16 protein-coding genes and 2 pseudogenes are annotated in these 23,152 nt (G+C 59.2%); 10 read left to right on the forward strand and 8 right to left on the reverse strand.

The features are described 5' to 3' along the window. Nucleotides 1–58 precede the first annotated feature (58 nt). Together ACOHX0_RS13555 and ACOHX0_RS13560 are read right to left on the reverse strand one after the other, a co-directional pair. Entirely contained in the window at nt 59–1,708 is a 1,650-nt protein-coding gene (locus ACOHX0_RS13555) for an AMP-binding protein (protein ID WP_420677413.1), read from the reverse strand. 49 nt (nt 1,709–1,757) lie between these two features. Then, nucleotides 1,758–2,855, reverse strand: coding sequence for a CaiB/BaiF CoA transferase family protein (locus ACOHX0_RS13560; protein ID WP_420677414.1), 1,098 nt, complete (start codon nt 2,853–2,855; stop codon nt 1,758–1,760). 117 nt (nt 2,856–2,972) lie between these two features. On the opposite strand from ACOHX0_RS13560, the gene ACOHX0_RS13565 reads away from it, so the two are divergent. The 5 genes and pseudogenes from ACOHX0_RS13565 (at nt 2,973) to ACOHX0_RS13585 (ending at nt 9,570) form a co-directional block, all read left to right on the forward strand. Continuing rightward, nucleotides 2,973–3,878 carry a LysR family transcriptional regulator gene (locus tag ACOHX0_RS13565; protein WP_420677416.1) on the forward strand — a complete coding sequence of 302 codons (906 nt, stop codon included), beginning with the start codon at nt 2,973–2,975 and terminating at the stop codon, nt 3,876–3,878. Between the two features lie 107 nt (nt 3,879–3,985). Then, the gene (locus tag ACOHX0_RS13570; RefSeq protein ID WP_420677417.1) at nt 3,986–5,137 is read left to right on the forward strand and encodes an acyl-CoA dehydrogenase family protein; all 1,152 of its coding nucleotides are present in this window, start codon (nt 3,986–3,988) and stop codon (nt 5,135–5,137) included. Between the two features lie 38 nt (nt 5,138–5,175). After that, nucleotides 5,176–6,381, forward strand: coding sequence for an acetyl-CoA C-acetyltransferase (locus ACOHX0_RS13575; protein WP_420677418.1), 1,206 nt, complete (start codon nt 5,176–5,178; stop codon nt 6,379–6,381). A 14-nt stretch (nt 6,382–6,395) separates the two neighbouring features. Then, nucleotides 6,396–8,537, forward strand: a complete 2,142-nt coding sequence (locus ACOHX0_RS13580; protein WP_420677419.1) for a 3-hydroxyacyl-CoA dehydrogenase NAD-binding domain-containing protein — start codon at nt 6,396–6,398, stop codon at nt 8,535–8,537. A gap of 287 nt (nt 8,538–8,824) precedes the next feature. Beyond that, nucleotides 8,825–9,570: pseudogene (locus ACOHX0_RS13585) on the forward strand (IS6 family transposase). Between the two features lie 119 nt (nt 9,571–9,689). Here the strand turns inward: ACOHX0_RS13585 and ACOHX0_RS13590 are convergent. The 4 genes from ACOHX0_RS13590 to ACOHX0_RS13605 form a co-directional block, all read right to left on the reverse strand. Further along, nucleotides 9,690–10,637, reverse strand: a complete 948-nt coding sequence (locus ACOHX0_RS13590) for a GlxA family transcriptional regulator (RefSeq protein ID WP_420677421.1) — start codon at nt 10,635–10,637, stop codon at nt 9,690–9,692. A 66-nt stretch (nt 10,638–10,703) separates the two neighbouring features. Continuing rightward, complete coding sequence (locus ACOHX0_RS13595) at nt 10,704–13,154, reverse strand: GcvT family protein (protein ID WP_420677422.1); 2,451 nt, start codon at nt 13,152–13,154, stop codon at nt 10,704–10,706. Nucleotides 13,155–13,326: 172 nt separating this feature from the next. Beyond that, the gene (locus ACOHX0_RS13600; protein ID WP_420677423.1) at nt 13,327–14,886 is read right to left on the reverse strand and encodes a trimethylamine methyltransferase family protein; all 1,560 of its coding nucleotides are present in this window, start codon (nt 14,884–14,886) and stop codon (nt 13,327–13,329) included. A gap of 262 nt (nt 14,887–15,148) precedes the next feature. After that, entirely contained in the window at nt 15,149–15,742 is a 594-nt protein-coding gene (locus ACOHX0_RS13605; protein ID WP_420677425.1) for a helix-turn-helix domain-containing protein, read from the reverse strand. A gap of 314 nt (nt 15,743–16,056) precedes the next feature. Here ACOHX0_RS13605 and ACOHX0_RS13610 point away from each other — a divergent pair. After that, nucleotides 16,057–16,146 (forward strand): annotated as a pseudogene (locus ACOHX0_RS13610) (IS5/IS1182 family transposase); the annotation flags it as partial. A 170-nt stretch (nt 16,147–16,316) separates the two neighbouring features. Here ACOHX0_RS13610 and ACOHX0_RS13615 read toward each other — a convergent pair. Both ACOHX0_RS13615 and ACOHX0_RS13620 read right to left on the reverse strand, forming a co-directional pair. Further along, complete coding sequence (locus ACOHX0_RS13615; RefSeq protein ID WP_420677501.1) at nt 16,317–16,445, reverse strand: hypothetical protein; 129 nt, start codon at nt 16,443–16,445, stop codon at nt 16,317–16,319. A 205-nt stretch (nt 16,446–16,650) separates the two neighbouring features. Beyond that, nucleotides 16,651–17,532 carry a LysR family transcriptional regulator gene (locus tag ACOHX0_RS13620; RefSeq protein WP_420677426.1) on the reverse strand — a complete coding sequence of 294 codons (882 nt, stop codon included), beginning with the start codon at nt 17,530–17,532 and terminating at the stop codon, nt 16,651–16,653. Between the two features lie 167 nt (nt 17,533–17,699). On the opposite strand from ACOHX0_RS13620, the gene ACOHX0_RS13625 reads away from it, so the two are divergent. The 4 genes from ACOHX0_RS13625 to dddP all read left to right on the forward strand — a co-directional run bounded on the left by ACOHX0_RS13625 (nt 17,700) and on the right by dddP (nt 23,121). Further along, on the forward strand, nt 17,700–19,064 hold the full coding sequence (locus tag ACOHX0_RS13625) for a lyase family protein (protein ID WP_420677427.1): 1,365 nt from the start codon (nt 17,700–17,702) through the stop codon (nt 19,062–19,064). After that, nucleotides 19,061–20,554, forward strand: coding sequence for an aldehyde dehydrogenase family protein (locus ACOHX0_RS13630; RefSeq protein WP_420677428.1), 1,494 nt, complete (start codon nt 19,061–19,063; stop codon nt 20,552–20,554). Before ACOHX0_RS13625 ends, ACOHX0_RS13630 begins: the two co-directional genes overlap by 4 nt. Before the next feature lie 51 nt (nt 20,555–20,605). Further along, the gene (locus ACOHX0_RS13635; RefSeq protein WP_420677429.1) at nt 20,606–21,703 is read left to right on the forward strand and encodes an aldo/keto reductase; all 1,098 of its coding nucleotides are present in this window, start codon (nt 20,606–20,608) and stop codon (nt 21,701–21,703) included. 71 nt (nt 21,704–21,774) lie between these two features. Next, the gene (dddP, locus tag ACOHX0_RS13640; RefSeq protein WP_420677430.1) at nt 21,775–23,121 is read left to right on the forward strand and encodes a dimethylsulfonioproprionate lyase DddP; all 1,347 of its coding nucleotides are present in this window, start codon (nt 21,775–21,777) and stop codon (nt 23,119–23,121) included. The last annotated feature ends 31 nt before the right edge of the window (nt 23,122–23,152 follow it).

Below are 23,152 nucleotides of genomic sequence, written 5' to 3' on the forward strand. Positions count from 1 at the left end.
CGCATTCAGATCGGATCAGTTTCTCGGGTAAGGACCATTAAAGGGGGCCAGGTCACATTCACAGCAATACAACCTCGCTGTCTGCAGGCATAGCCACGACAGTTTCATACTTTTCCTCAATCAATTCGCGCTTGATCTTCATCGTCGGCGTCAAGAGCTCGTTTTCAACGGTCCATGCATCTGGCACGACGATGATCCGTCCCAATTGCTCGTGTCTCCCAAGCTGGGCATTGACCCTGTTCAGAGATTGGCTCAACAATTGCCGAATTTCATGCTCCGGGACTGCATCAGTGGTTTCATGTGACAGGACAGTGATGGCAACGGGCTGAGGTAAGCCGCTGCCGACCACGCAGACCTGCTCTACATGCTGGTCCTCGAACAACAGGCTTTCAATTGGCACGGGTGCAACGTATTTCCCTTTGGCTGTCTTGAAGATGTCTTTCACGCGCCCGGTGATCCGAAGGTATCCGTCACTGTCGATTTCGCCCTTGTCACCCGTGTGCAGCCATCCGTTCGACATTACCTCTTCGGTTTTCGCAGGTTCCTTGTGATAGCTGGAAAACACCCCGTCCCCGCGCACAAGGATTTCGCCCTCAGCCGATATCTTGATTTCCGTTCCAGGAGTTGGGTCGCCAATCGTGCCCACCTTGTCGGAGCGATAGGGGTAGTTGACGGTCGAGGCCCCACCCGTCTCGGTCATGCCCCACCCTTCGCTTATGTTGATCCCCAGTCTTTCAAACCAATGCAGGATGGCCGGTGAAATCGGAGCCGAGCCGGAGATGCACAAGCGGGCGTTCTGCAGGCCTAGTTGGGTCTTGATTTTCTTGCGTACGACATTCCCCAGAACAGGAATGCTCAGTAAGAGATCCAGTTTGCGTTGGGGCATTTTGCCCAAAACACCCGAGTGAAACTTCATCCAAAGACGGGGGACGGACTGGAAAATCGTTGGTGCAGCATTTCGCAGATCATCGGCGAAGGTATCGAGGGACTCCACAAAAGAAACCGAGGCCCCATGATACAAGCTGCCATGTTCTACCACGGTGCGTTCGAATGCATGCGCCAGGGGCAGATAAGACAGCATGCGATCCTCTGGCCCCAGTTCCAATTTCTCCATCGGCACCTTGCCGCCATAGGCCATGTTGCGGCAGGTCAGTTCAACGCCCTTGGGCTTACCGGTGGATCCCGACGTATAGACAATGGTCAAAAGATCATCCAACGCAGCCCTTGCAATGGACTGCAGCGGATCATGGGTCTCGATCAGATCCTGCCACCGGTGATCGCAATGCAAGGTTGGAGAGGGCATCGCAATTGTGGTGACATCCTCGGGCAACCCTGATTTGACCAGCGTCATGTCATCCAGTTTGCCGATGAAGGCCACTTTGGACTCGCTGTGTTCCAGGATATACCGGATCGTTTCTGGCGATGCTGTCGGATAGACCGGCGCCGACACCAGCCCGGCGGCCTGAATCGCGAAATCAGCAATGAACCATTCGGCACTGTTCTTGGCGATGATGGCGACCCGGTCACCGGGTTCAAGCCCCATCGAATGCAAAGCGGCAGCCATGCGGCGCGTCTGATCCCACACCGTTGCCCAGGTTATTTCGCGAATTTTTCCGTGTTCCGGCTGCCGTAAATATACGCTCTGAGGCCGTGTTTGCGCCCATAGCTCCAACTGATCGATCGGGCATTTCAGGTCTGTAGTAGTCATGTCACGTCCTCCCAGCGTGTCTGTTTTTGTTCCGCGCATCACGCGGGTGTCAGGTCGGCGAAATCCATTCGCCGAGGACCTCTTCAGTATGTTCTCCCGGCCTGGGTGCAGGTCGATCGGGACGGTTCGGTACATTGCGGAATCTGGGTGCCGGTGCCGGATGCTGCCGCCCGTCAAACTCTACGAAGGTTTCGCGCGCGATATTGTGAGGATGCGAGGGAGCCTCACCCAGCGACAGAACCGGCGCGAAACACACGTCAGTGCCTTCCATGATTTCGCACCATTCGTCACGCGACTTGCCCTTGATCACGCGTGCCAGCTTGTCTTTCATGTCCGGCCACCTGGCAGGGTTCATCTGCGTGGCAAAAACGGGATCATCGGACAGGCCGGTTTTCTCCATCAGAACTGCAAAGAACTGTGGTTCGATTGACCCGATGCTGATGTATTTTCCGTCCGCACATTCATAGGTGTCATAAAAAGGCGCGGCGCCGTCGAGAAAGTTGGATCCGCGCTGATCCTGCCAAAGCCCCATACCCTTGAGATCATGGAACATGGCCATCAACAGTGCGCTGCCATCGCTCATCGCAGCGTCGATCACCTGCCCCTCACCTGTCGTTTTAGCGCGCAGTATTCCGGCAAGCATTCCCATTGCGAGGAACATCGCACCACCGCCATAGTCCCCCACAAGATTCAGCGGAGGCGAAGGTGGAACCGCCGGCCGCCCCATCGCCCCCAACGCACCGGAAATCGCGATGTAGTTCAGGTCGTGCCCGGCAGCCTGCGATAGGGGGCCCTCCTGTCCCCAGCCCGTCATGCGCCCGTATACCAGCGCCGGGTTGCGCGCCAACGCCACCTCCGGGCCAAGGCCCATGCGTTCCATCACGCCGGGGCGAAACCCTTCGAACAAGGCGTCAGCGGCTGCAATCAGATCGAGCGCCGTCGTCACTCCGTCGGCACTTTTAAGGTCCAGCGCCACCGAGCGTCGGCCCCGCCCCGTGACCGGCCCAACGCCTTGAGGGGTCACGCCGGGACGGTCGATCCGCACCACGTCCGCCCCCAGGTCGGATAAAAGCATGCCGCAGAACGGCCCTGGCCCAATGCCAGCAAACTCCAAAATGCGAATGCCACTTAGCGGTTTCTCTTGCATCATGTCCTCCGTTCCAAACCCGGCAAATTGCAAGGGCGCCTGCGAACGGAAAGGAGCCATAGACCTGACCACAAATCCAATCTATTTTACAGTGACAATATCTAATTTAGGAATACCATGTTCACATCGACCAAGCTCCGGCAGATCGTTGCAATAGACAGGGCGGGATCGCTCTCTGCCGCATCAAAGGTTCTGAATGTCAGCCAGTCGACGCTCACCAAGGCCGTTGCCGACGTGGAACAGGACCTTGGTCTGGTCATCTTTCATCGCACCGCCCGTGGGGTGTCAGCAACGCCTGAAGGACGGGAGTTTTTGAATCGAGCCGAAAGGATCGTCGCTGATTTCGACATGCTGGTTGAGGATACCCGATCCCAGAAGGAACAGATCGACCAGTTTCTGCGGGTTGGCATTTCTCCGGCCTCGCAGGAAGGTCTGTTTAACCGCGCCATTGCTCATTTGTTGAAAACCAGCCCGGATATTTGCCTGAACATGGTGGGCCTGCCGGTTGAGCGTGGGGTGCGGATGCTGAAGCGCGGAGACCTCGATCTGCTGTTTGCTCCAACAGAAGACTTGGCGCGAGAGCCAGACTTTTCCGTCGAAGAGCTAGGCACATTCCATCCTCGGCTCTTTTGCCGCAGAGGGCATCCCATTCTGTCAGCATCACAGATTTCGCTGGAACTGGTTGGACGATACCGAGTGGTCTCGCCTGATTATCATGTCGGTTATGCGCAGCGCTTCGCCGAGTTTCTGTTGCAGGGCGACGTCGATCCACGTCGCGGGCTGCACATCATCGAAAACTTTGTCGTGACCCAAACGGCCGTCGCTGAATCCGACCTGATTGGCATTGTCAGCAGCACCTATGGCAGCACGCGCAGTTTCCAGAAGAACTTTGCGCTGCTTGATCTGGATGTCTTCCCTCCACTGAACATGGGCGTTGCGCATCTGTCGCGCTGGCTGCCAAGCCGGGCCGTTCGCGCCTGTCTTGCCGCAGTTCGGAAATTCCCGCCTGATGCTGAGGCCTGAAGACTCTTTCTGAGGTATTCATTTTTTAGATATTAACGTATTCATTTCGATTTGAGTAAGGGTGCGCCCGATGTTTCTCTTCCAGCCAAATGGACTGGAGGACTCCAATGTTGCACCGCACCCTCTTTGAACCGGAACACGACATGTTCCGCGAAGCGTTTCGCAAGTTCGTCGAAACCGAGATCAGTCCCCATCACGCGGCATGGGAGACTGACCAGCACATCAGCCGGGATGCCTGGCGGAAGGCTGGCGAACAGGGTTTCCTATGCCCAACCATCCCCGAGGAATATGGTGGCGCAGGCGTGGACCGCCGGTTCAGCCTCATCATCCTCGAAGAACTCTACGGCGCCAACGCGAGCGGCCCCGGTTTCGCGCTGCATTCCGACATTGTCGCCCCTTACCTCCGGAATTACGGCACCCCGGAGCAAAAGCAAACCTGGTTGCCGAAAATGGCCACGGGCGAGGTCATCGGCGCCATCGCTATGACTGAACCGGGTACGGGGTCTGACCTGCAGGGCATCAAGACACGGGCCATGGCGGATGGTGACGAACTTGTTCTGGATGGTGAGAAGATCTTCATCACCAACGGTTTCATGGCCGATCTTGTTATCGTCGCCGCACAGGTTGTTGATCCGGCCGTGGGTGGCGAACCGAAACTGTCACTGGTGCTTGTCGAAGCCGGCCGCGACGGGTTCACCAAGGAAAAACCGCTGAAGAAACTGGGCCAAAAAGCTCAGGACACCTGTATCCTGAACTTCTCAGGCGTACGCGTTCCCAAATCAAACGTCCTTGGCGGAGAAAAGGCCGTTGGTGGCGGGTTGATGATGCTGTTTGGTGAACTTGCCTGGGAACGGCTCATGATCGCCATCGGGGCAGTAGCAGGTGCCAAGTTCTGTTACGAACAAGCACTTAGCTACACCAAAGAGCGCCAGGCCTTTGGCCGCCCGTTGGCCGAGTTTCAGGATGTGCGGTTCAAGCTCGCTGACATGAAGGTCAAAATCTCAGCGGGACAGGCCATGGTTGACCAATGCATGACCAATCTTGCCCTCGACAAACTGCGGGCCGAAGACGCCGCCGGCGCCAAACTCTGGTGCAGTGAAATGGCGTTTGAAGTGGCGGACACAGCGCTGCAAATGCATGGCGGCTATGGCTACATGCAGGAATACCCGATCACTCGCGCCTTCGCCGACATTCGGGCGCATCGCATCTACGGTGGCGCCAACGAGATCATGAAAGAACTGATCTCGCGCAAGCTCTGATCGCCAAAACAACCATTCCGACAGAAAGAGGTACTCTTATGTCCCAGGCATTTATTTATGACGCAGTGAGAACGCCGAGGTCCAAAGGCAAAGCGGGCGGCACTCTGAACGAAGTCAAACCGGTCCGATTGGCCGCAGGGCTGTTGGAGGCTTTGCAGGAACGCCATGACCTCGACACCGCGAAGGTCGAGGACGTCATCCTGGGATGCGTCGCCCCCTTGATGGATCAGGGCTCGTGCATCGCCAAGGCCGCTGTGATGTCCGCCGGATGGGACGAGGCCGTGCCCGGTGTGCAGCTTGACCGGTTTTGCGGATCGGGGCTTGAGGCGGTTAACATCGCCGCCGCCAAGGTCGGCTCGGGCCAGCAGGACCTGGTCGTTGCGGGCGGTCTGGAATCGATGAGCCGCGTGCCGCTCGGATCGTCCGGCGGCCCAATGCTCTTTGACCCGGAATTCGTCATCGAGAACAAGTCCGCCCCGCAGGGGATCGGCGCTGATCTGATCGCCACGATCGACGGATACAGCCGCGAAGATGTCGACGCCTTTGCCGTGGAAAGCCAGCGCCGTGCGGCGCATGCGCGGGACAATGGCTGGTTCGACCGCTCGGTCGTGCCGGTCCGGGATGAGTCCGGTCTGGTCATTCAGCAACGTGACGATTTCATCAAACCCGGCACCGATATGCAGAAGCTGGGGTCGCTGAAGGCCTCGTTCGCTCAGATGGGCGGCATTGGCTTTGACGACATGGCGCTGGCGAAATACCCCGAGGTGCAGGCCATCAACCATGTCCACACGCCCGGCAACAGCTCGGGGATCGTTGATGGCGCATCGGCGGTCATGATCGGCTCGGAACAGGCAGGCAAGGATCTGGGGATGAAGCCGCGCGGGCGGATCGTCGCCTCAACCGTCATTGCCACCGACCCGGTCATCATGCTGGCCGGTCCGGGACCGGCGGCGCACAAGTGCCTGGAAAAGGCGGGACTGTCCGTCAAGGACATCGACATCTGGGAAATCAACGAAGCCTTCGCCTCGGTCGCCCTGCGCTACATGAAGGATCTGGGCATCGACCACGAGATCACCAACGTCAACGGCGGCGCGATCGCGATGGGCCACCCGCTGGGCGCGACCGGCGGCATGCTGGTTTCGACCGTGCTGGACGAGCTTGAGCGGCGTGATGCCAAACGGGCAATGGTGTCGCTGTGCGTCGCTGGCGGCATGGGAATTTCTACGCTTATCGAGCGCATTTGAGAAGGAATAGTCACATGGGCGAATTTACATACGAAAAAGACGCAGACGGCATCGTGACCGTGACCATGAATATGGACGGTCCCGTGAACTCGATGAACAAAGAGTTCGGGCCGCTCTATGCCGGCATGGTGAACAAGCTTGAGGCCGAAGCGGGGCTGAAAGGCGTCATTCTGACCTCGGGCAAAGAAACGTTCTTTGCCGGGGGTGACCTCAAGCGGCTGGTGGCGGTCGAGCAGGATCAGCTGCAGGACGTGTTTGACGAGGTCGAGGGCATCAAGGCCGATATGCGCCGTCTGGAAAAGCTGCCGGTTCCGGTGGTCGCCGCGATCAACGGCGCGGCTTTGGGCGGCGGCTATGAGCTGTGCCTTGCATCGAACCACCGTATCGCCGCGGACAACCCGAAATCCAAGATCGGCCTGCCCGAGGTCACGCTGGGCCTGTTGCCCGGTGGCGGCGGCGTTGTGCGCCTGACCTGGCTGCTGGGACTGGAAGCTGCGATGCCATTCCTGCTGGAAGGCAAGCAACTGGCCCCTGCCGCAGCCCTGAAGGCGGGGCTGGTGCAGGAGGTTGTCGAGGCTGACGCCCTGCTGACCCGCGCCCGCGAATGGATCCTCTCCGTTCAGGACGACGAGACGGCGGCAAGGCAGCCCTGGGACACCAAGGGCTATCGTATTCCCGGAGGCGGATCGAACTCGCCCAAATTAGCCCCCAAGATTGCGGGCGCTTCGGCGATGCTGTTCCAGAAAACGCGCGGCCTGCTGCCTGCGCCGGCCAGGATTCTGGACGTCATGGTCGAAGCCGGCAAGCTGGATTTCGACACGGCGCTGCGCTATGAAACCCGCCAGTTCTGCGCGCTGCTTGTGTCGCCCGAAGCGAAGAACATGGTCTCGACCTTCTTCTTTGGTCTCAATCAGGTCAATGGCGGCGCCAGCCGACCCAAGGACATCCCGCGCAGCAAGGTGGGCAAGCTGGGCATTCTGGGTGCAGGAATGATGGGACAGGGGATCGCCTACTCCTCGGCCATGGCCGGCATCGAGGTCGTGTTGAAGGATATGACGCAAGAGGCTGCTGATCGTGGCAAAGCCTATACCGAGAAACTGCTGGCAAAACGTGTCCAGCGGGGCCGCATGGACGAGGCGAAAGCCGCCGAGGTTCTGGGCCGGATCAAAGCCAGCGCCGATATGGAAGACTTGCGCGGCTGCGACATGATCATCGAAGCGGTCTTTGAAAAGATCGAAGTCAAGGACAAGGTGATCGCCGAGACCGAAGAGTATCTGGCCGAGAACGGGGTCTGGGGCTCGAACACCTCGACCCTGCCGATCACGCGGCTGGCGTCTAAAGCGCAGAACCCGAAGAACTTTGTGGGCCTGCACTTCTTCTCGCCAGTCGACAAGATGCCGCTGCTGGAGATCATCGCGGGCGAGGAAACCTCGGACGAAACGCTGGCGCGGGCGTTCGACTTTGCCCAGCAAATCCGCAAGACGCCGATCATTGTCGGGGACAAGACGGGTTTCTTCACCTCGCGCACGATCGGCACGAAGATCATCGAAGGTGTGCAACTGGTCGCCGAGGGGCATGATCCCCTGCGGGTGGACAACCTTTCCAGACTGATCGGAATGCCCACGGGGATGTTGTCGCTGCTGGACGAAGTTCAGATCAAGCTGGTGACGGATATCTATCGCACGCAGATCGAAATGGGCCTGCTGGACCCGGCCGAGGAACAAAACCCCGAGGCGCGGGCGATGCTGGCGGACATGCTGGACAATCACGACCGCCATGGCCGCGCGACCGGCAAGGGGTTCTACGACTACGCAGACGGCGGCAAGGCGATCTGGTCCGGCCTGTCCAAGTGGCGTAAGGATGATGCCGAGATTTCGGACCGGGACATTCAGGACCGCATCCTGTTCCGCCCGGTTCTGGAAAGCCTGCGGTGTCTCGAGGAGGGCGTTCTGCGCAGCGCCGCCGATGGCAATATCGGGTCGATCATGGGTATCGGAGCGCCGGTCCACACCGGGGGATATATCCAGTATGTAAACACCTATGGCCTGGATCGGTTCATCGCGCGCTGTGAGGAACTGGCCGGGAAGTACGGCCCGCGCTTCCAGCCCCCCGCAATCCTGCGCGAATACGCTGCGGAAGGGCGCATGTTCCAATAGGAGCGTTGGCGGGTACAGCTCCAATCTCCTTGGCCACTGCCGTGGCCAAGGCAGCACCGGCGCGGGGATGCCAAGCTGTTTGGGCGTTGTGATCCGGCCAGGGAAGGCAAAACCCCGAGGGGTGTACACCGCGCATCATGCAAATAGAGCATTTTGCATTTAATCTGAGGCATACCCGGCAGCCTTGATGAAGTTCCAGCACTCCATTGGGTTGAATAGATCGCAAATATCGCCAGCGGGCACTGTAAGGCTAATGCGGCTGGCCGCATAAAATGCGACATGGCGGCATGACCGACGCCCCCCTCTATCGGCGCCGCCGTTTCCCGCCCGAAGTGATTGCTTACGCTGTCTGGCTGTATTTCCAGCTACCGCTGAGCCTCCGGATGGTAGAGGATCTTCTTGCCGGGCGCGGCATCATCGTATCGCATCAGACAGTGCGGGCCTGGGCTGAAAAGTTCGGGAGGGAACTCGCAAAAACAATCCGCCGCCGGTCGGCTGGCAAGCTTGGCGGCAAGTGGCATCTGGACAGAGTTGTCGTCTCGATCAGGGGACGCAAGCATTGGCTTTGGCGGGCCGTTGATCAGGAAGGGTTTGTGCTGGATGTCCTGGTCCAAGCCCGCCGCGATCAGCGGGCTGTTCTCCGCCTGATGCGCAAGCTGCTGACCCGGCAAGGCCATCCGCTGCGTGTTTTCATCACCGACAAGCTTCGCTCATACTAAGCCGCTGGGCGTGCGATCATGCCGGGGGTTGAACACCGCTCGCATAAGGGTTTGAACAACCGGGCCGATACCTCCCACCAGCCTATCCGAAGGCGTGAACGCATTATGAAACGCTTCAACCCGCCTCGGCACATGCAGCGCTTCGTCTCCATTCACGATCCGATTGCAAACCTGTTTCACCAGCCCCGCCACAAGATGACATCCGCAGAATTTCGCGAGCTCCGCATGCCGCCATGGATGCGTGGCGCGATATCGCAAATCTCCGAGCCGAGTGGACATCGCAGCCTGCCCCAGCTTCGGGCAAGGCCGGTTAACTTTACAGTGCCATATCAAGCAATCCGATCAGCAGGTGTAACAAGCAGCATAAGTTACGCCAGATCCTGTCCAAAGATCGGGGTGCAGCTCAGCCATAATGGAGCGAGGCAGTCCGGAGTTAGCGAGCGAGCACGGCCTTTTCGAAGCGGGGGGTAATGCCGAATTGTTTCTTGTAGTGTTTTGAAAAGTGGCTGACCGATGAGAAACCGCAGGCCGCAGCGACATCGATCACGCGCATCTGCGTTTGCTGCAAGAGCGCGCGCGCTTTTTCGAGCCTGAGGATCGTCATGTAGCTTTTGGGACTGTTTCCCAAATGCTGGCTGAAAAGTCTCTCAAGTTGCCGTGTCGATATACCAACTTGTTTAGCTATAATTGACGGCGAAACAGGGTCCTCCAAGCATTCCTGCATATAGCCTATTGCTTTCGACAATTTCTCATTCCTGTATTCGACCCGCCGGAGACTGGCCACAGCCTGGCGGCTGCTCCCCTCCCGGACAGATGCACTCAAGAGCTGATCCGCGACTAGACTGGATGCCTCGGGGCCGGCCTTCTGACTGATCAGCGCGGAGAAAAGGTCCAGCGTGGCAGCGCCGCCGCCACAGGAAACGACGTTGGCAGTCTCCTCGAAGATCGTGCAAACAGGATCCAGTTCAAAAAAGCTCTCTTGGAAAATGGGCTTCATTCTCCAGTGCGAGCTGATGCGCCCCTCCTTTGCGATGCCGATCCGGGCAAGAAATAGTGCTCCGCCTCCCAGTGCGCAAAGCCGCGCCCCGAGTCTCGCTGCCTGCCGCAACCAAGCCGCGGCCTTGCCGGATTTGGGGTAATTCTGGGAATTGAAGGCGCTGCAAATGACGATGCAATCTTCGCGGCGCACATCCGGCAAACCAGTATCGACCGCCACAGTCAGTCCCGAAGAGGATATAACGCTGTCCCCCGTTTCGCTGACAATTTTCCACTGGAAAAGAGTCTTTCCTGATGTTTCATTTGCGGCGGCCAGTGACTCAATTCCCGATCCCAACTCCAAGGCTGAGAACCCCGGCATCAGCAGGAATACGAAACGGTTCATCGTGACCGGACCGCATCGTTTTGATTCTATTTTCTTCTCTGGCCGCCCCATCGTCCTGACCCCGGATCAAGAACGCATATTGGCGCCGTTGGCGTCGTAGGCCGGTCCTGCCAGGACCTGCGCATCATAGAAATCGCCCAGGATTTCCACTTGGAGCTTCGTTCCGGGATCCGCGAACCCGGACGCGACGTAGCCCATAGCCATCGACTTGCCGATACGATGCGCGTAGCCGCCCGAACTGACGTAGCCGACCGGTTCACCGTCTTTGAGGATCGCCTCGTCATGAACCACGTCGATCCCCTCAACCTCGATGGTCATCGTCACCAGCTTCTTGGATGCGCCGCCGTCGCGGGCCTTCAGCGTTGCCTCCTTGCCGACAAAGTCCTTTTTCCAGTTGATGAAGACATCCATGCCGGATTCGACCGCGTTAAAGTCGGGACGGTATTCCATCGTCCAGACGCCCCAACCCTTTTCAAGCCGCATCGACAGCAGGGCGCGCGCGCCGTACCAGCGGTAGCCCAGATCGGCGCCGGCCTCTTCGATGGCGTCTGCCAGGCGCATCAGGTATTGCGGCCTGCAGTAGATCTCATAGCCCAGTTCACCGGAAAAACTGATCCGGTTGATGATCACCGGCACGCCGCCCACAAACGTCTGGCGGAGGTCGCGGAACTTGAAGGCCTCGGCTGAAACATCGTCACGCGTGAGCCGGGCCAGCAGCTCCCGCGACTTCGGGCCTGACAGTGCGATGCCGTGCCAGTCGTCTGACACATTTGCATAGGAGATGCCCGCGGGCAGATCTTTTTCGAACCATCGGCGGTGCGCCTCCTGCATCGCGCCCGAACCGAACAGCATGAAGTGGTCCTCGGCCAGGCAAGCCACCGTCAGGTCGCCATAAAGCTTTCCCTTTGGTGTCAGCATAGGTGTCAGCGCCAGGCGTCCGGGTTTGGGAATGAAGCCGGCAAGGATATGGTTCAGGTATTCGCGAACGCCCTCCCCCTTGAACTCATGCTTGGCAAAGTTCGCAATCTCGATGCCGCCGACAGCGTCGCGCACGGCCTCTATTTCCCGCGCGACATAGTCGTGCGACCGGTTGCGCTCGAAGGATGGAACCTCATGCGCATCCTCGGGACCGTCGGCAAACCACAGCACATGTTCCAAGCCGAACCCCTGGTCCATCACCGCCCCCTTGGCGATCATGCGGTCATAGAGCGCGGTCGTCTTTTGCTTGCGCCCCTTAGGCAGAGTTTCGTTCGGGAAAGTCATCACGAAGCGGCGTTCGTAGTTTTCAGAGGACTTGATGGTGCCCCAGTCAGGTGTCGCGAATTCGCCAAACCGCGCCACGTCCATCGCCCAGACGTCAATGGACGGCTCGCCGTCAATCATCCACTCCGCCAGGGTCAGGCCCACGCCGCCGCCCTGGCAGAAGCCTGCCATGACGCCGACAGCCACCCAGCAGTTCTTCACGCCCGGAACCGGACCGATCAGCGGGTTGCCATCGGGACCAAACGTGAACGGGCCGTTGATCACATCCTTGATGCCGGCTTTGGCCATCGCCGGGAGGCGTTCAAACGCGGTTTCCAGGCGGTCTGCCACGCGGTCCAGATCCGGCGGCAGCAGTTCATGGCCGAAGTCCCAGGGCGTCCCGCCGACTTTCCAAGGTGTTGCCTGGGCCTCGTAGGTGCCCAGCAGCATGCCCTGCCCTTCCTGCCGGCAGTAAACATTGGCCTCGAAGTCGATCCCGTGCGGCAGTTGTTGACCAAAGTTTACAACTTCATCCATGCGCTCGGTGATCAGGTAATGGTGCTCCATCGGCTGAACCGGCAACTGAATGCCTGCCATATGGCCCACCTCACGCGCCCACAGGCCGCCGCAGTTCACGACATGCTCTGCATTGATGGTACCCTCGGGGGTGACAATGTCCCAGCTGCCATCCGGGCGCTGTGTCATACCGGTTGCACCGCAGTGGGTGAAATATTGCGCGCCATGCACCTTGGCCGCCTTGGCAAAAGCATAGGTCGTGCCGGATGGGTCCAGATGGCCATCCTGCGCATCCCACAGAACCGCATGGTAGTGGTTGGGATCGATCAGCGGATGCCGCTCGGCCAGTTCCTTGGGCGAGATGAATTCCTGGTCCAGGCCCATGTAACGGGCCTTCGAGCGCTCGCCCTTCAGGTAGTCATACCATTCCTTGGTGGAGGCCGCGTAAAACCCACCGGTCTGATGCAGGCCGACGGACTGGCCGGACAGTTCCTCTATCTCTTTGTAAAGATTGATCGTATATGACTGCAGGCGCGAGATGTTCGGGTCAGAGCTGATGGTGTGGATCCCCCCGGCCGCGTGCCAGGAGGAACCGGATGTCAGTTCGTCACGTTCAAGCAAGACCGCATCTTTCCACCCGAACTTGGCAAGGTGAAACAGGATCGAGCAACCAACAACGCCACCGCCAATGACAACGACTTTGGCATGTGACGGAAGTTTCTTTCCGCCGGTGGACTCGTCGGTCTGAATAGTAGGCATGTCTCGTTCATCCTCAGGGATTCAGCTCTCACAGCGCCCGGGAATGGAGTGCGCGCACCCCGTTTGAATCCCAGAGCTTTTCTAAATGAAAGCGGGGTTTCTGACTTTTAGTGATTTACTGGTCGGCAGCGCGATCGCACCCTTTGCGACCCGCGAAGCGATCCCGTAAGTGTTAGAAGTCTGTTGCTGCGCCACCTTCGGCCTTGCGCTTGGTGACAAAGGCGTCAATCTCGTCCCTGATCGCCGGATCCAGAGCCGGAGCCTCGTATGAGGCGAGCCGCTTCTTCCACTCTGCGTTGGCACGCTCGATCGCAATCGGCGATCCGGCCTCCTGCCACGTTTCAAAGTTTCGCCAGTCACTCAGGATTGGTGAATAGAAGGCATCGCGATAACGCGCCTGGGTGTGCTCAGTACCGAAAAAGTGGCCCGCTGGCCCGACCTCGTTGATGGCTTCCAGCGCCAGATCGTCAACACTGGTCGGAACCGGTTGCAGGAATTCTGCAATCATCTGCAGCAGGTCGATATCAAGGATCACTTTCTCATACGAGCAGCACAGGCCCCCTTCGAGCCAGCCTGCCCCATGCATGAGCATATTTGCGCCGCCATTGATGGCGCCCCAAAGCGAGAAAACCGCCTCGTATGCAGCCTGCGAGTCGACCGTATTGGCCGCGCATACATTCGAAGAGCGATAAGGAATGCCATAGCGCCGCGCCAGTTGTCCGCCGATATGCTGTGCCTTCATGTATTCCGGCGTGCCAAATGCGGGTGAGCCGGTCTTCATGTCCACATTGGACGTGAAACCGCCATACATCACCGGGGCTCCGGGGCGCACCATCTGGGTAAAGGCCACTCCCGCCAATGCCTCGGCATTTTGCAGCATAACTGCTCCGGCAATCGTGACGGGCGCCATTGCCCCAGCAAGTGTGAAGGGTGTGATCACGACAGGCTGGCCCATTTCAGACAAAGCCATCACACCCTGCATCATCGGAATATCGAGCTGCAAAGGGGAGTTCGTGTTGATGATCGAGAACATGCACGCCTGATCGCGCATCTGGTCGTGTGACAGGCCATGGGCAATCCGCGTCATTTCAATCGCATCGGAAACACGCTCCTCACCGAGCGAGTAGATACAATAAGCCTTGTCGGTCAGCGTGATGTAATCCTGGATGCAATCAAGATGGCGGACAGAGGCGTGAATATCGACCGGTTCGACAGGATACCCGCCGGTCACGTTCAGAACGTTGTGCATCTGGGCCAGCCGCAGAAAGTTACGATAGTCTTCCTGATTGCCAGAACGCCGTCCCCGGTCCGTATCAGAGCAATTCGGCGCACTTGCCATCATGTTGAAAACAATATTGTTCCCACCCATAACAACGTTGTGCTGGGGGTTGCGCGCGTGCAGCGTGAACTCCGACGGAGCACTTGCAACGGCTTCGTTGATCAGATCCGGATCGAAGCGCACGCGCACTTCGCCATCCCTGACATCTGCACCCGCCTTTTTCATCACGGCGCGCGCGTCATCGTGCAAAACGTCCAAGCCGGTTTCTGAAAGCAGTTTCAGGGATGCCTGGTGAATATGTTCGACCTGATCATCCGAAATGAGCTCAACGGCCGGATAAGGACGCTTGAGTTGGGTGAAGGGCCGCTGCACGATTGCCGGGGCCGGGGCCCCGCCATCACGGCGGCGCCCGCGGCGTCCGCGCGTCCCTCGGGACAGTTGGTCAGTTGACATCCGATAGCACCCTCATTGCCGGATTTGAGCTTGGGAACGAGAGGGTTGGGTTCAAGCCCTCTAGTCCGTTTCTACGGACGGAAGCCGGATGAAGAACCAACTCGCAGGCCGCCGCTCAAACTAGCGGGGGCGGCGGGCTTGCAGGCCCGCCAAGACCCTGAGGCAACATACGCAGATTCACTTCGCCATTTCCAATATGCCGCATTAAATCCTGTATATAGGAAAAGCGCCGGGATTCGGTCAAGCCCTTCAACAGCGGCTGTCAGACTGACGCAGCCGGCTCCTGATACTGCGTCGGCTGGGCCACGAGGAGAATTGCCTCCGTCTCCCCCTCTGCCTCATTGCTGATGCGATGGTTGCAGTCACTGCGGTACCGCAGTGTGTCGCCGGCCTCCGCCCGGACGGTTCGATCGCCAACCATTACCGACAGCGCGCCGGACAGACACGTCAGGTGTTCAAAAGTGCCGGGGGCATGAGGCTTTGAATCAAGCTCCGCTCCGGGCTTCATCAGCAGTCTGTGCCACTCAACCGGCAGAACCGTTCGCCGAGGGCTCAGCATATACAATTCACATTTCCCATCCGCGCTTCGCCGCATCGGCGTGGAATAGTGGTGAAGGTGTTCGATTGGCGCGTCTTTCCCCGGCCCGCTTTCCAGCAGGCTGAGATCAACCCCGAGCGATTGAGAAAGAGCCCAGACAATGGAGAAGGTCGGGTTCGTGGCCCCCCTTTCGATGGCGGACAGCATGGATCGGGACACCCCGGTACGCTCAGAGAGCCGCTCCAATGTCAGGCCAAGCGATTTCCTGGCTTCCTTCATGATCTTCCCGATATCGGGAGTGGTCGTATGTGAATTCATTTCTGGATTCCAGTATATTAGATTGCTCCTTGATGGCAGCGAGAGCCTTGCTAAGTCCACAATATTGGAATTCGTGCGGAATGCCAGAGCCAGGACTGCGGGAACGGGGCGCGCCAGTCAGGCAGTTCATGCAGGCAAATTGATCCGCCAAAGCGGTTTCGCCGGTTCTATTCCAACCCTTCCTGCTTTCTGCCGCGCCTTTCGGCTGAGGTGTTTTGGGTCGGGATGTATCGATCTTCAATGGGATGCATGATTCACGCTTCGGAAAACGGAGCGGGAATATCAACGACCTTTTCGAGCTGTCCGATGAAACTATGGCCAAGCTTTCCCCTTTCTTCCCGAAGTCGCATGGCAAGCCACGGGTTGATGGCAGAAGGGTGGTGAGCGGGATTATCTTCATCAATCTGTCAATCGGCATGAAATCGCGAGACTGCATAGGCATTCAACAGAGACCCGCCTGACGTGCGCGCAGCTGGCCGGAGGCGCCGTAGCCCTCAAATAGCGCAGGCGGTTCGGGCCGACGGGTTTCCTCAGATTCCATTGATGGATCATCGTCGCTTATCGGTGTTTGCAGTCAAACACCTGCCGGTCCCAGATGCAGCCTGAACCGGCTCGCCAGCTCGGCTGCGGTTTCCTCGCCCTTCAGAGCCTCCAGCGCGACCTTCGCCTTGAACACCGGCGCGCGTTCTTTGCGTTTCGACATCTCTGATCTCCTTCTCCTCGAAGATCGAGCAGACTGCAAATCGTAGCTTATGTCAGTGCCCGAATTTCGGAGGGTAGCTCACTTGAGCGGCTGGAACCGTCCCGCTGCCGCCATCTGCGCTGTGGCCGAAAGTCGTTCCGCCGTTGACGAGCAGAATTTCAGTAAGAGTACACGGCTTGTGGCAAGCTAACTGCAAATGCCGTTGCTAGAACGCGTTCACTGTCAAGCCTGCTACGCCTCTGAGCCATCGAAAGAACTGCACCGAGCGCCCCTTGGCTTGTTGCTCTTCTGAAATCTCCAGCCAGTATCCGTTTGGCCCCACCACAGTTGTTGGCGAAATCTGGACAAGACTGCCTGCGTTGAGTTCGTATTCTATCATGTTGCGATCCACCACGGCGACGCCAACCGAATTCTTGGCCGCCTGAATGGCAAGCTCAAGCGTTGCAAATTCCATCGATGTCCCGCTTGGAAGATCCGGGTTGTCTGGCTCAAGTGCCAGCCAGTCTTCCCACAAGGGGAACCGTACCCCCTTGTCGAAGACATGCAAAAGGCAGCTCGCCCGCATGGCCTCACGGTCCTCGAAAAGTGCGGGCGAGCAGACGGCGATATGCTGCTCCACCAGCAATTGCACATGTTCCGATCCTGCGGTGGGTTGGGCACCGAACTGCACGACGCAATCCATGCGGATATCCGGCCGTGCCACAGTGTGGACCGCCAATTCGACACCCGGAAACCGTTGCGGATAGGACGACAGGCGCCGCGTCAGCCAGCGGGACGCCAAGGTGGGGGGCGCCAGAAGGTTTATTTTTTGCCGTTTCAGGGAGCCCGTGGCTTCGCCCACGGCGTCTTCAAGAAGGCCGAACGTCTCATAGACCCGCTGATGGAGAGCCCGGCCCTCGTCCGTCAATGAAATGCTGTTGCCGACACGATCAAACAGCTTGAGGTCCAATGTATCCTCCAATGCCTTGATCTGGCGGCTTACAGCACTTTGGGTGACGCCAAGCTGCCGGGCCGCGCCCGTGACGCTGAGACAATTGCCAACAACCGAAAACGCCCGGAGCGAGGTAAGGCTAGGAAGAGTGTTCATGGGTTCGATGCGCACGCCGCTGGGAAGGGTTGCCACGTAGCCTAAGGGCTACTCGCGCCAAGGTCATTACAAAAAAGAATGACTGTTCCTTTTTGTAATTTGCCTGAATCCCCGAATTTCCCCAAAGACGCGCCATGGCAGCTCGACACAAGGGAGGCGTGGGGCCGGTGGATCACTTCAGGACAGAGCATGACACTCTTGGCGCGGTATTTGTCCCCGCGGCTGCCTGCTATGGTGCTCAAACACAGCGCTCCGTTGGCCTATTCCCCGTTTCCGGTGCGCAGGAACTATCTGCATATCCGCAGCTGATAGAGGCCATTCTGCACGTCAAACGCGCGGCTGCGCGAACCAACGCGGCCATCGGCGCGCTGCCGAAAGACGTCGAAACCGCGATCAGCGCAGCCATTGACCACCTGTTGGCCCGATCTCTGGAGACTGATTTCCCCATACATTCATTTCATGGAGGTGGCGGGATCGGCATCAACATGAACGTGAATGAAGTGCTGGCCAATCTCGCCAATCATCAGGGTTTCGGCGCGCCTTTTGGCAGCTATGCGCCGCTGCATCCGAATGACCACATCAACCTCAACCATTCCACCAGCGACTGCCTGTCCACCGCCTGCCATATCGCGGCCCGCGCAGCCTGGACGGGGCTGGAAACCGAGCTGCTGGGACTGGTGGATGATCTCGATCGGTTCGCGGAACGGACCGGGGATCAGCCCAAGCTCGCGCGCACCTGCCTGCAGGATGCGGTGGACATTCGAGCCGCCGATTACTTCGGCGGGGTCGCGCATAACCTGCGTCAGCTGACGCAGCGCGCCCGGGCCGATGCCAGCGATCTGGCAGCGGTGAACCTGGGCGGCAACATCATAGGCCGGACCGATGATTGTGATCCGGGCTTCTTCGCCCAGATCATTGATCAGTTGAACGCGGTACTGAAGCAGGCGGGTCTGGACCATGATCTGCGCCGCGCGCAGAATCTGTTTGCGGCTTCGCAGGCTCATGATCCGCTGCAGAACCTGGCCGCGTCGCTGGAACAGATCGCCCGGACTCTTATCCGCATTGGCGGAGATCTGCGCCTGATGGCATCAGGACCGAATGCAGGCTTCGGCGAGATCCGCTTGCCGGAAAAACAGCCTGGCTCTTCGGCCATCCCAGGCAAGATCAACCCGACGATTCCGGAATTCACCATGCAATGCGCCATGATGGCCTGCGGCCGCGCGGCGACGGTGCGCATGACCCAGGATCACGGGGAACTGGATTACAACCCCTGGCAGATGCTGGTCGTGATCGCCCTGCTGGACATGACCGCCCTGTTGCAGAGCGGCGTCGCCTCGCTGCGCCGCAACTGCGTGCATGAGCTGGAATTGAACACCCAGCGCAACACCGAGAATGCGCAAGGGCTGGGGCCGAGTCTCATGCAGCTAAAACGCAAATTTGGCTACAGCCGTGCCTCGGCTGTGGCGAAACGGGCCGCGGGCGATGTGTCCATCGTGCGCGCAGCACTTTCCGGAATAGAGGAAGTACAATGACACTCGATGCAGATCTGAGCTGGGCCAAGGCCTGGCTGAAAGAGGACAGGAAGCAATATATCAACGGCCAGTGGGTGGCCGGTGCAGGTCAGCCGTGGGAGGTGAAGAACCCCGCGACAGACGAAACCCTGAGCACCATTGCGCTGGCCGATGCGGGCCAGGCGGATGCCGCCGCCGCCGCCGCCCACCGCTGCCACCAAAGTGATGTCTGGAGTCGCAAGACCACCCGCAAGCAGCGCGCCGACGTGCTCAATGCCATTGCGCGACTGATCCGGGAGAACACGCAGAAGCTGGCCATTCTGGAAAGCCTGCCGAATGGCAAACTGCTCTCCGAGGCCATGGTCGATGATATCCCGACTTGCGCCGAGATCTTCGAATACTACGCCGGCTGGACCGACAAGTTCTACGGTGAGGTCTCCCCGGTCGAAGACGGCTTTCTGAACTTCACCAACAAGGAGCCGGTGGGCGTCTGCGCCCTGATCGCGCCGTGGAACTTCCCGCTCTATCAGGCCAGCCTGAAGATCGCCCCGGCGCTGGCCATGGGCAACACTGTGGTGATGAAGCCCTCCGAATACACGCCGCTGGCCACGCAATTCCTGTTCGAGCTGATCGACCGCGAGCTGGACCTGCCCGCCGGGCTGCTGAACCTGCTGGTCTGTGACGGACCGGTCGCCAACCACCTGACGGTCAGCCGCGACGTCCACAAGGTGTCCTTCACCGGCAGCACCAACGTGGGCCGTCAGATCGTGCAGAACTCGGGCCAGTCGAACCTCAAGGCGGTGACGCTGGAGCTGGGCGGCAAGTCGCCGTGCATCTTCTTTGACGACACGCCGGATCTCGATGCTGCAATCGACCGCGCCTTTACTGTCATGTTCTCGCACAAAGGCGAGAAATGCTCCGAGCCGACCCGCTTCCTGATCCAGAAGGGCAGCTATGACTATGTCATGAGCCGCCTGATCGAGAAGGCCGAGGCAGTGCGCTGTGGCGACCCGCTCTCGCCGGATGCGCAGCAAGGCCCGCAGTGCAACCCGGCGCAGTTCAAGCGGATCATGGACTACATCGAGATCGGCAAAGGCGAAGCCGAACTGGTGGCCGGCGGCTACGCGGATCAGCAGGGTGACAATGCCAGCGGCCTGTTCATCCGTCCGACGATCTTCGCGAATGTGCCGGGCTCCGCGCGCATCGCCCAGGAGGAAATCTTCGGGCCGGTTCTGTCCTGCACACCCTTCGACACTGCCGAAGACGCGCTGACCCTGGCCAATGACACCACCTATGGCCTGGCCGCCGGCGTCTACACCGGCAACATCAACGTCGCGCACCGGATGGCGGACCGCCTGGATGCGGGCATGATCTTTGTGAACCGCTATGGCTGCTACGGCCTGTCCAGCCCGTTTGGCGGTTTCAAAGAAAGCGGCTGGGGCAAGGAAATGGCCATCCACTCGCTAAGTTCCTACACCAAAACCAAAGGGGTCTGGATCGCCTACGGGTGATCCAGCTCCGTCCTCTCCACCATCAATTCATTCACTGGGAAAGACTGTCGAATGAAATACACACGCCTTGGAAACTCCGGCCTGCGCGTCTCTCGGCTGTGCCTTGGTACGATGAACATGGGATCCAAAGACTGGAAACCCTGGATCTTTGACGAAACCGAAAGCGAGCCGCTGATCGGCCACGCACTGGATAACGGCATCAACTTCATCGATCTCGCGGACTTCTACTCGGCGGGCGAAGGCGAAGCCGTGGTCGGCAACATCCTGCGCCGTCTGGCGCGCCGTGATGAGCTGATCCTGACAACCAAACTGGGATACCAGATCGGTCAGGACGTAAATTCCTACGGGACGTCGCGCAAGCATATCCTCGACGCCATCGATGGCTCCCTGCAGCGTTTGAAGATGGATTATATCGATATCTACATGCTGCATTACTTCGATACCGAAACTCCGGTCGAAGAAACCATGGAAGCCCTGAACGACGTCGTGCGCAGCGGCAAGGCGCGGTATATCGGCGTGTCGACCATGTACACATGGCAATTCGCCAAGATCCTGAATGTCTGCGAACGGCATGGCTGGTCCAAGCCGATCAACATGCAGCTTCAGCTGAACTGCGCCTATCGGGAAGAAGAGCGCGAGATGATCCCCTACTGCATCGATCAGGGGATCGGTGTGTCGTCGTTCAGCCCTCTGGCGCGGGGCATTCTGGCCAATGAACCCCACTCGCTCCGCAACAAGACCGACTTCTTTACGGCGCAGATGTACAACGATCAGGCGTCGTATGACATCGCCTGTTCCGTGCAGCGCGTGGCGGACGCCAAGGGCATCACCGCCCCGCAGGTGGCGCAGGCCTGGGTTCTGCGCAAGCCCGAAATCTCGTCCATGCTGGTGGGGGCGGATAGCGTTGAACAGCTCGATACGGCCTTTGCTGCGCTTGATACCGAGCTTGATGCAGAAGATCTGCACGAGATCGAACGCAATTACACGCCCTGTGACCTGATCAACGATTACACCGCGGAAAAGCGCACCCCGCGCACCCCGCGTGCAGCGATCGGCAAATATGCAGATCAGGCCTCGGAACAACACGACCTGAGCATCCCGAATTCGGAGATCGGCCAATACGTGGACCAGGCCGCGAACATAGCTTGATCAACGGCCCGCGCACCAATGTTGCGCGGGCATTTTTGCATGCAATCAGACCTTAGAAGGGGGATCACGTCATGAATTCTCATCACAGAGATGTCCGAAAGATCGATCCCAGCCGCGGCGCAACGCTGGGCGACAACACGCCCAATGACAATGACCGGGTCGAGATCGGCCCGACCCAGCTGGCCTTCCGCGAATGGGAAGCCGCCGGGCTGCAGCTGCCCGACCTGCAGGCCATGCGCAAGTTCCGCTGGGAGCGGCTGACACGTTTCATCAACGATCGCGGCTACGGCGGCATCCTGCTGTTCGACCCGCTGAACATCCGGTACATCACCGACAGCACCAACATGCAGCTGTGGAACACCCACAACCCCTTCCGGGCAGTGCTGCTGTGCGCCGATGGCTACCTCGTCATCTGGGATTACAAGCAATCGCCGTTCCTCAGCGAGTTCAACCCGCTGGTGCGGGAACAGCGCGCCGGGGCAGATCTCTTCTACTTCGACCGGGGTGACAAGATCGATGTTGCGGCGGACAAGTTCTCGAACGAAGTCCGCATCCTTTTGCAAGAACACGCGGGCGGCAACAAACGCCTGGCGGTCGACAAGGTCATGCTGCACGGGCTGCACGCGCTGCAGGCGCAAGGGCTTGAGATCATGCCCGGCGAGGAAGTCTCCGAGAAGTGCCGCGCGGTCAAGGGGCCGGACGAGATCCTGGCCATGCGCTGCGCCCATCACGCCTGCGAACAGGCGGTGGCAATCATGGAACAGGCCGCGCGCGAAGGTGTGCCGCAGGGCAACATGAGCGAAGATGACATCTGGGCGGTCCTGCACGCCGAGAACATCCGCCGCGGCGGCGAGTGGATCGAGACCCGGCTGCTCACCTCTGGCCCGCGAACCAACCCGTGGTTCCAGGAATGCGGCCCCCGGATCGTCCAGAACAATGAGATCGTCAGTTTCGATACCGACCTGGTCGGCGCCTACGGCATCTGCATCGACATTTCGCGCAGCTGGTGGATCGGCGATCAACCGCCCCGACCCGACATGATCTACGCCATGCAGCACGGATACGAGCATATCCAGGCCAACATGGAACTGCTGAAACCCGGCGCGAATATCGAAGACATCAGCCGCGCCTGCCACAAACTGGATGATCAGTTCCAGGCGCAGAAATACGGCTGCATGATGCACGGTGTCGGATTGTGTGATGAATGGCCGCTGATCGCCTATCCGGATCAGATGGTCGAAGGCGCCTTCGACTACGAGCTGGAGCCGGGAATGGTGCTGTGTGTCGAGGCGCTGGTCAGCCCCGAGGGCGGCGATTTCTCCATCAAGCTCGAAGATCAGGTGCTGATCACCGAGGACGGTTACGAAAACCTGACCCGCTACCCCTTCGATGAGCGCCTGATGGGCCAAACAACCTGAGCAGACACTCCAGCTCACCAATTTCTCGTCA

Origin of the sequence: Cribrihabitans pelagius (assembly GCF_048820915.1) — a bacterium.
Classification (GTDB): Bacteria; Pseudomonadota; Alphaproteobacteria; order Rhodobacterales; family Rhodobacteraceae; genus Cribrihabitans_A; species Cribrihabitans_A pelagius.

What these genes read in the sequence shown, in the direction of transcription:
- ACOHX0_RS13565 (WP_420677416.1), top strand. Translation starts at nt 2,973, where the DNA reads ATGTTCACATCGACCAAGCTCCGGCAGATCGTTGCAATAGACAGGGCG.
- ACOHX0_RS13560 (WP_420677414.1), bottom strand. Translation starts at nt 2,855, where the DNA reads ATGCAAGAGAAACCGCTAAGTGGCATTCGCATTTTGGAGTTTGCTGGC.
- ACOHX0_RS13595 (WP_420677422.1), bottom strand. Translation starts at nt 13,154, where the DNA reads ATGCCTACTATTCAGACCGACGAGTCCACCGGCGGAAAGAAACTTCCG.
- ACOHX0_RS13615 (WP_420677501.1), bottom strand. Translation starts at nt 16,445, where the DNA reads ATGTCGAAACGCAAAGAACGCGCGCCGGTGTTCAAGGCGAAGGTCGCG.
- ACOHX0_RS13555 (WP_420677413.1), bottom strand. Translation starts at nt 1,708, where the DNA reads ATGACTACTACAGACCTGAAATGCCCGATCGATCAGTTGGAGCTATGG.
- ACOHX0_RS13590 (WP_420677421.1), bottom strand. Translation starts at nt 10,637, where the DNA reads ATGAACCGTTTCGTATTCCTGCTGATGCCGGGGTTCTCAGCCTTGGAG.
- ACOHX0_RS13580 (WP_420677419.1), top strand. Translation starts at nt 6,396, where the DNA reads ATGGGCGAATTTACATACGAAAAAGACGCAGACGGCATCGTGACCGTG.
- dddP (WP_420677430.1), top strand. Translation starts at nt 21,775, where the DNA reads ATGAATTCTCATCACAGAGATGTCCGAAAGATCGATCCCAGCCGCGGC.
- ACOHX0_RS13620 (WP_420677426.1), bottom strand. Translation starts at nt 17,532, where the DNA reads ATGAACACTCTTCCTAGCCTTACCTCGCTCCGGGCGTTTTCGGTTGTT.
- ACOHX0_RS13605 (WP_420677425.1), bottom strand. Translation starts at nt 15,742, where the DNA reads ATGAATTCACATACGACCACTCCCGATATCGGGAAGATCATGAAGGAA.
- ACOHX0_RS13635 (WP_420677429.1), top strand. Translation starts at nt 20,606, where the DNA reads ATGAAATACACACGCCTTGGAAACTCCGGCCTGCGCGTCTCTCGGCTG.
- ACOHX0_RS13575 (WP_420677418.1), top strand. Translation starts at nt 5,176, where the DNA reads ATGTCCCAGGCATTTATTTATGACGCAGTGAGAACGCCGAGGTCCAAA.
- ACOHX0_RS13630 (WP_420677428.1), top strand. Translation starts at nt 19,061, where the DNA reads ATGACACTCGATGCAGATCTGAGCTGGGCCAAGGCCTGGCTGAAAGAG.
- ACOHX0_RS13600 (WP_420677423.1), bottom strand. Translation starts at nt 14,886, where the DNA reads ATGTCAACTGACCAACTGTCCCGAGGGACGCGCGGACGCCGCGGGCGC.
- ACOHX0_RS13570 (WP_420677417.1), top strand. Translation starts at nt 3,986, where the DNA reads ATGTTGCACCGCACCCTCTTTGAACCGGAACACGACATGTTCCGCGAA.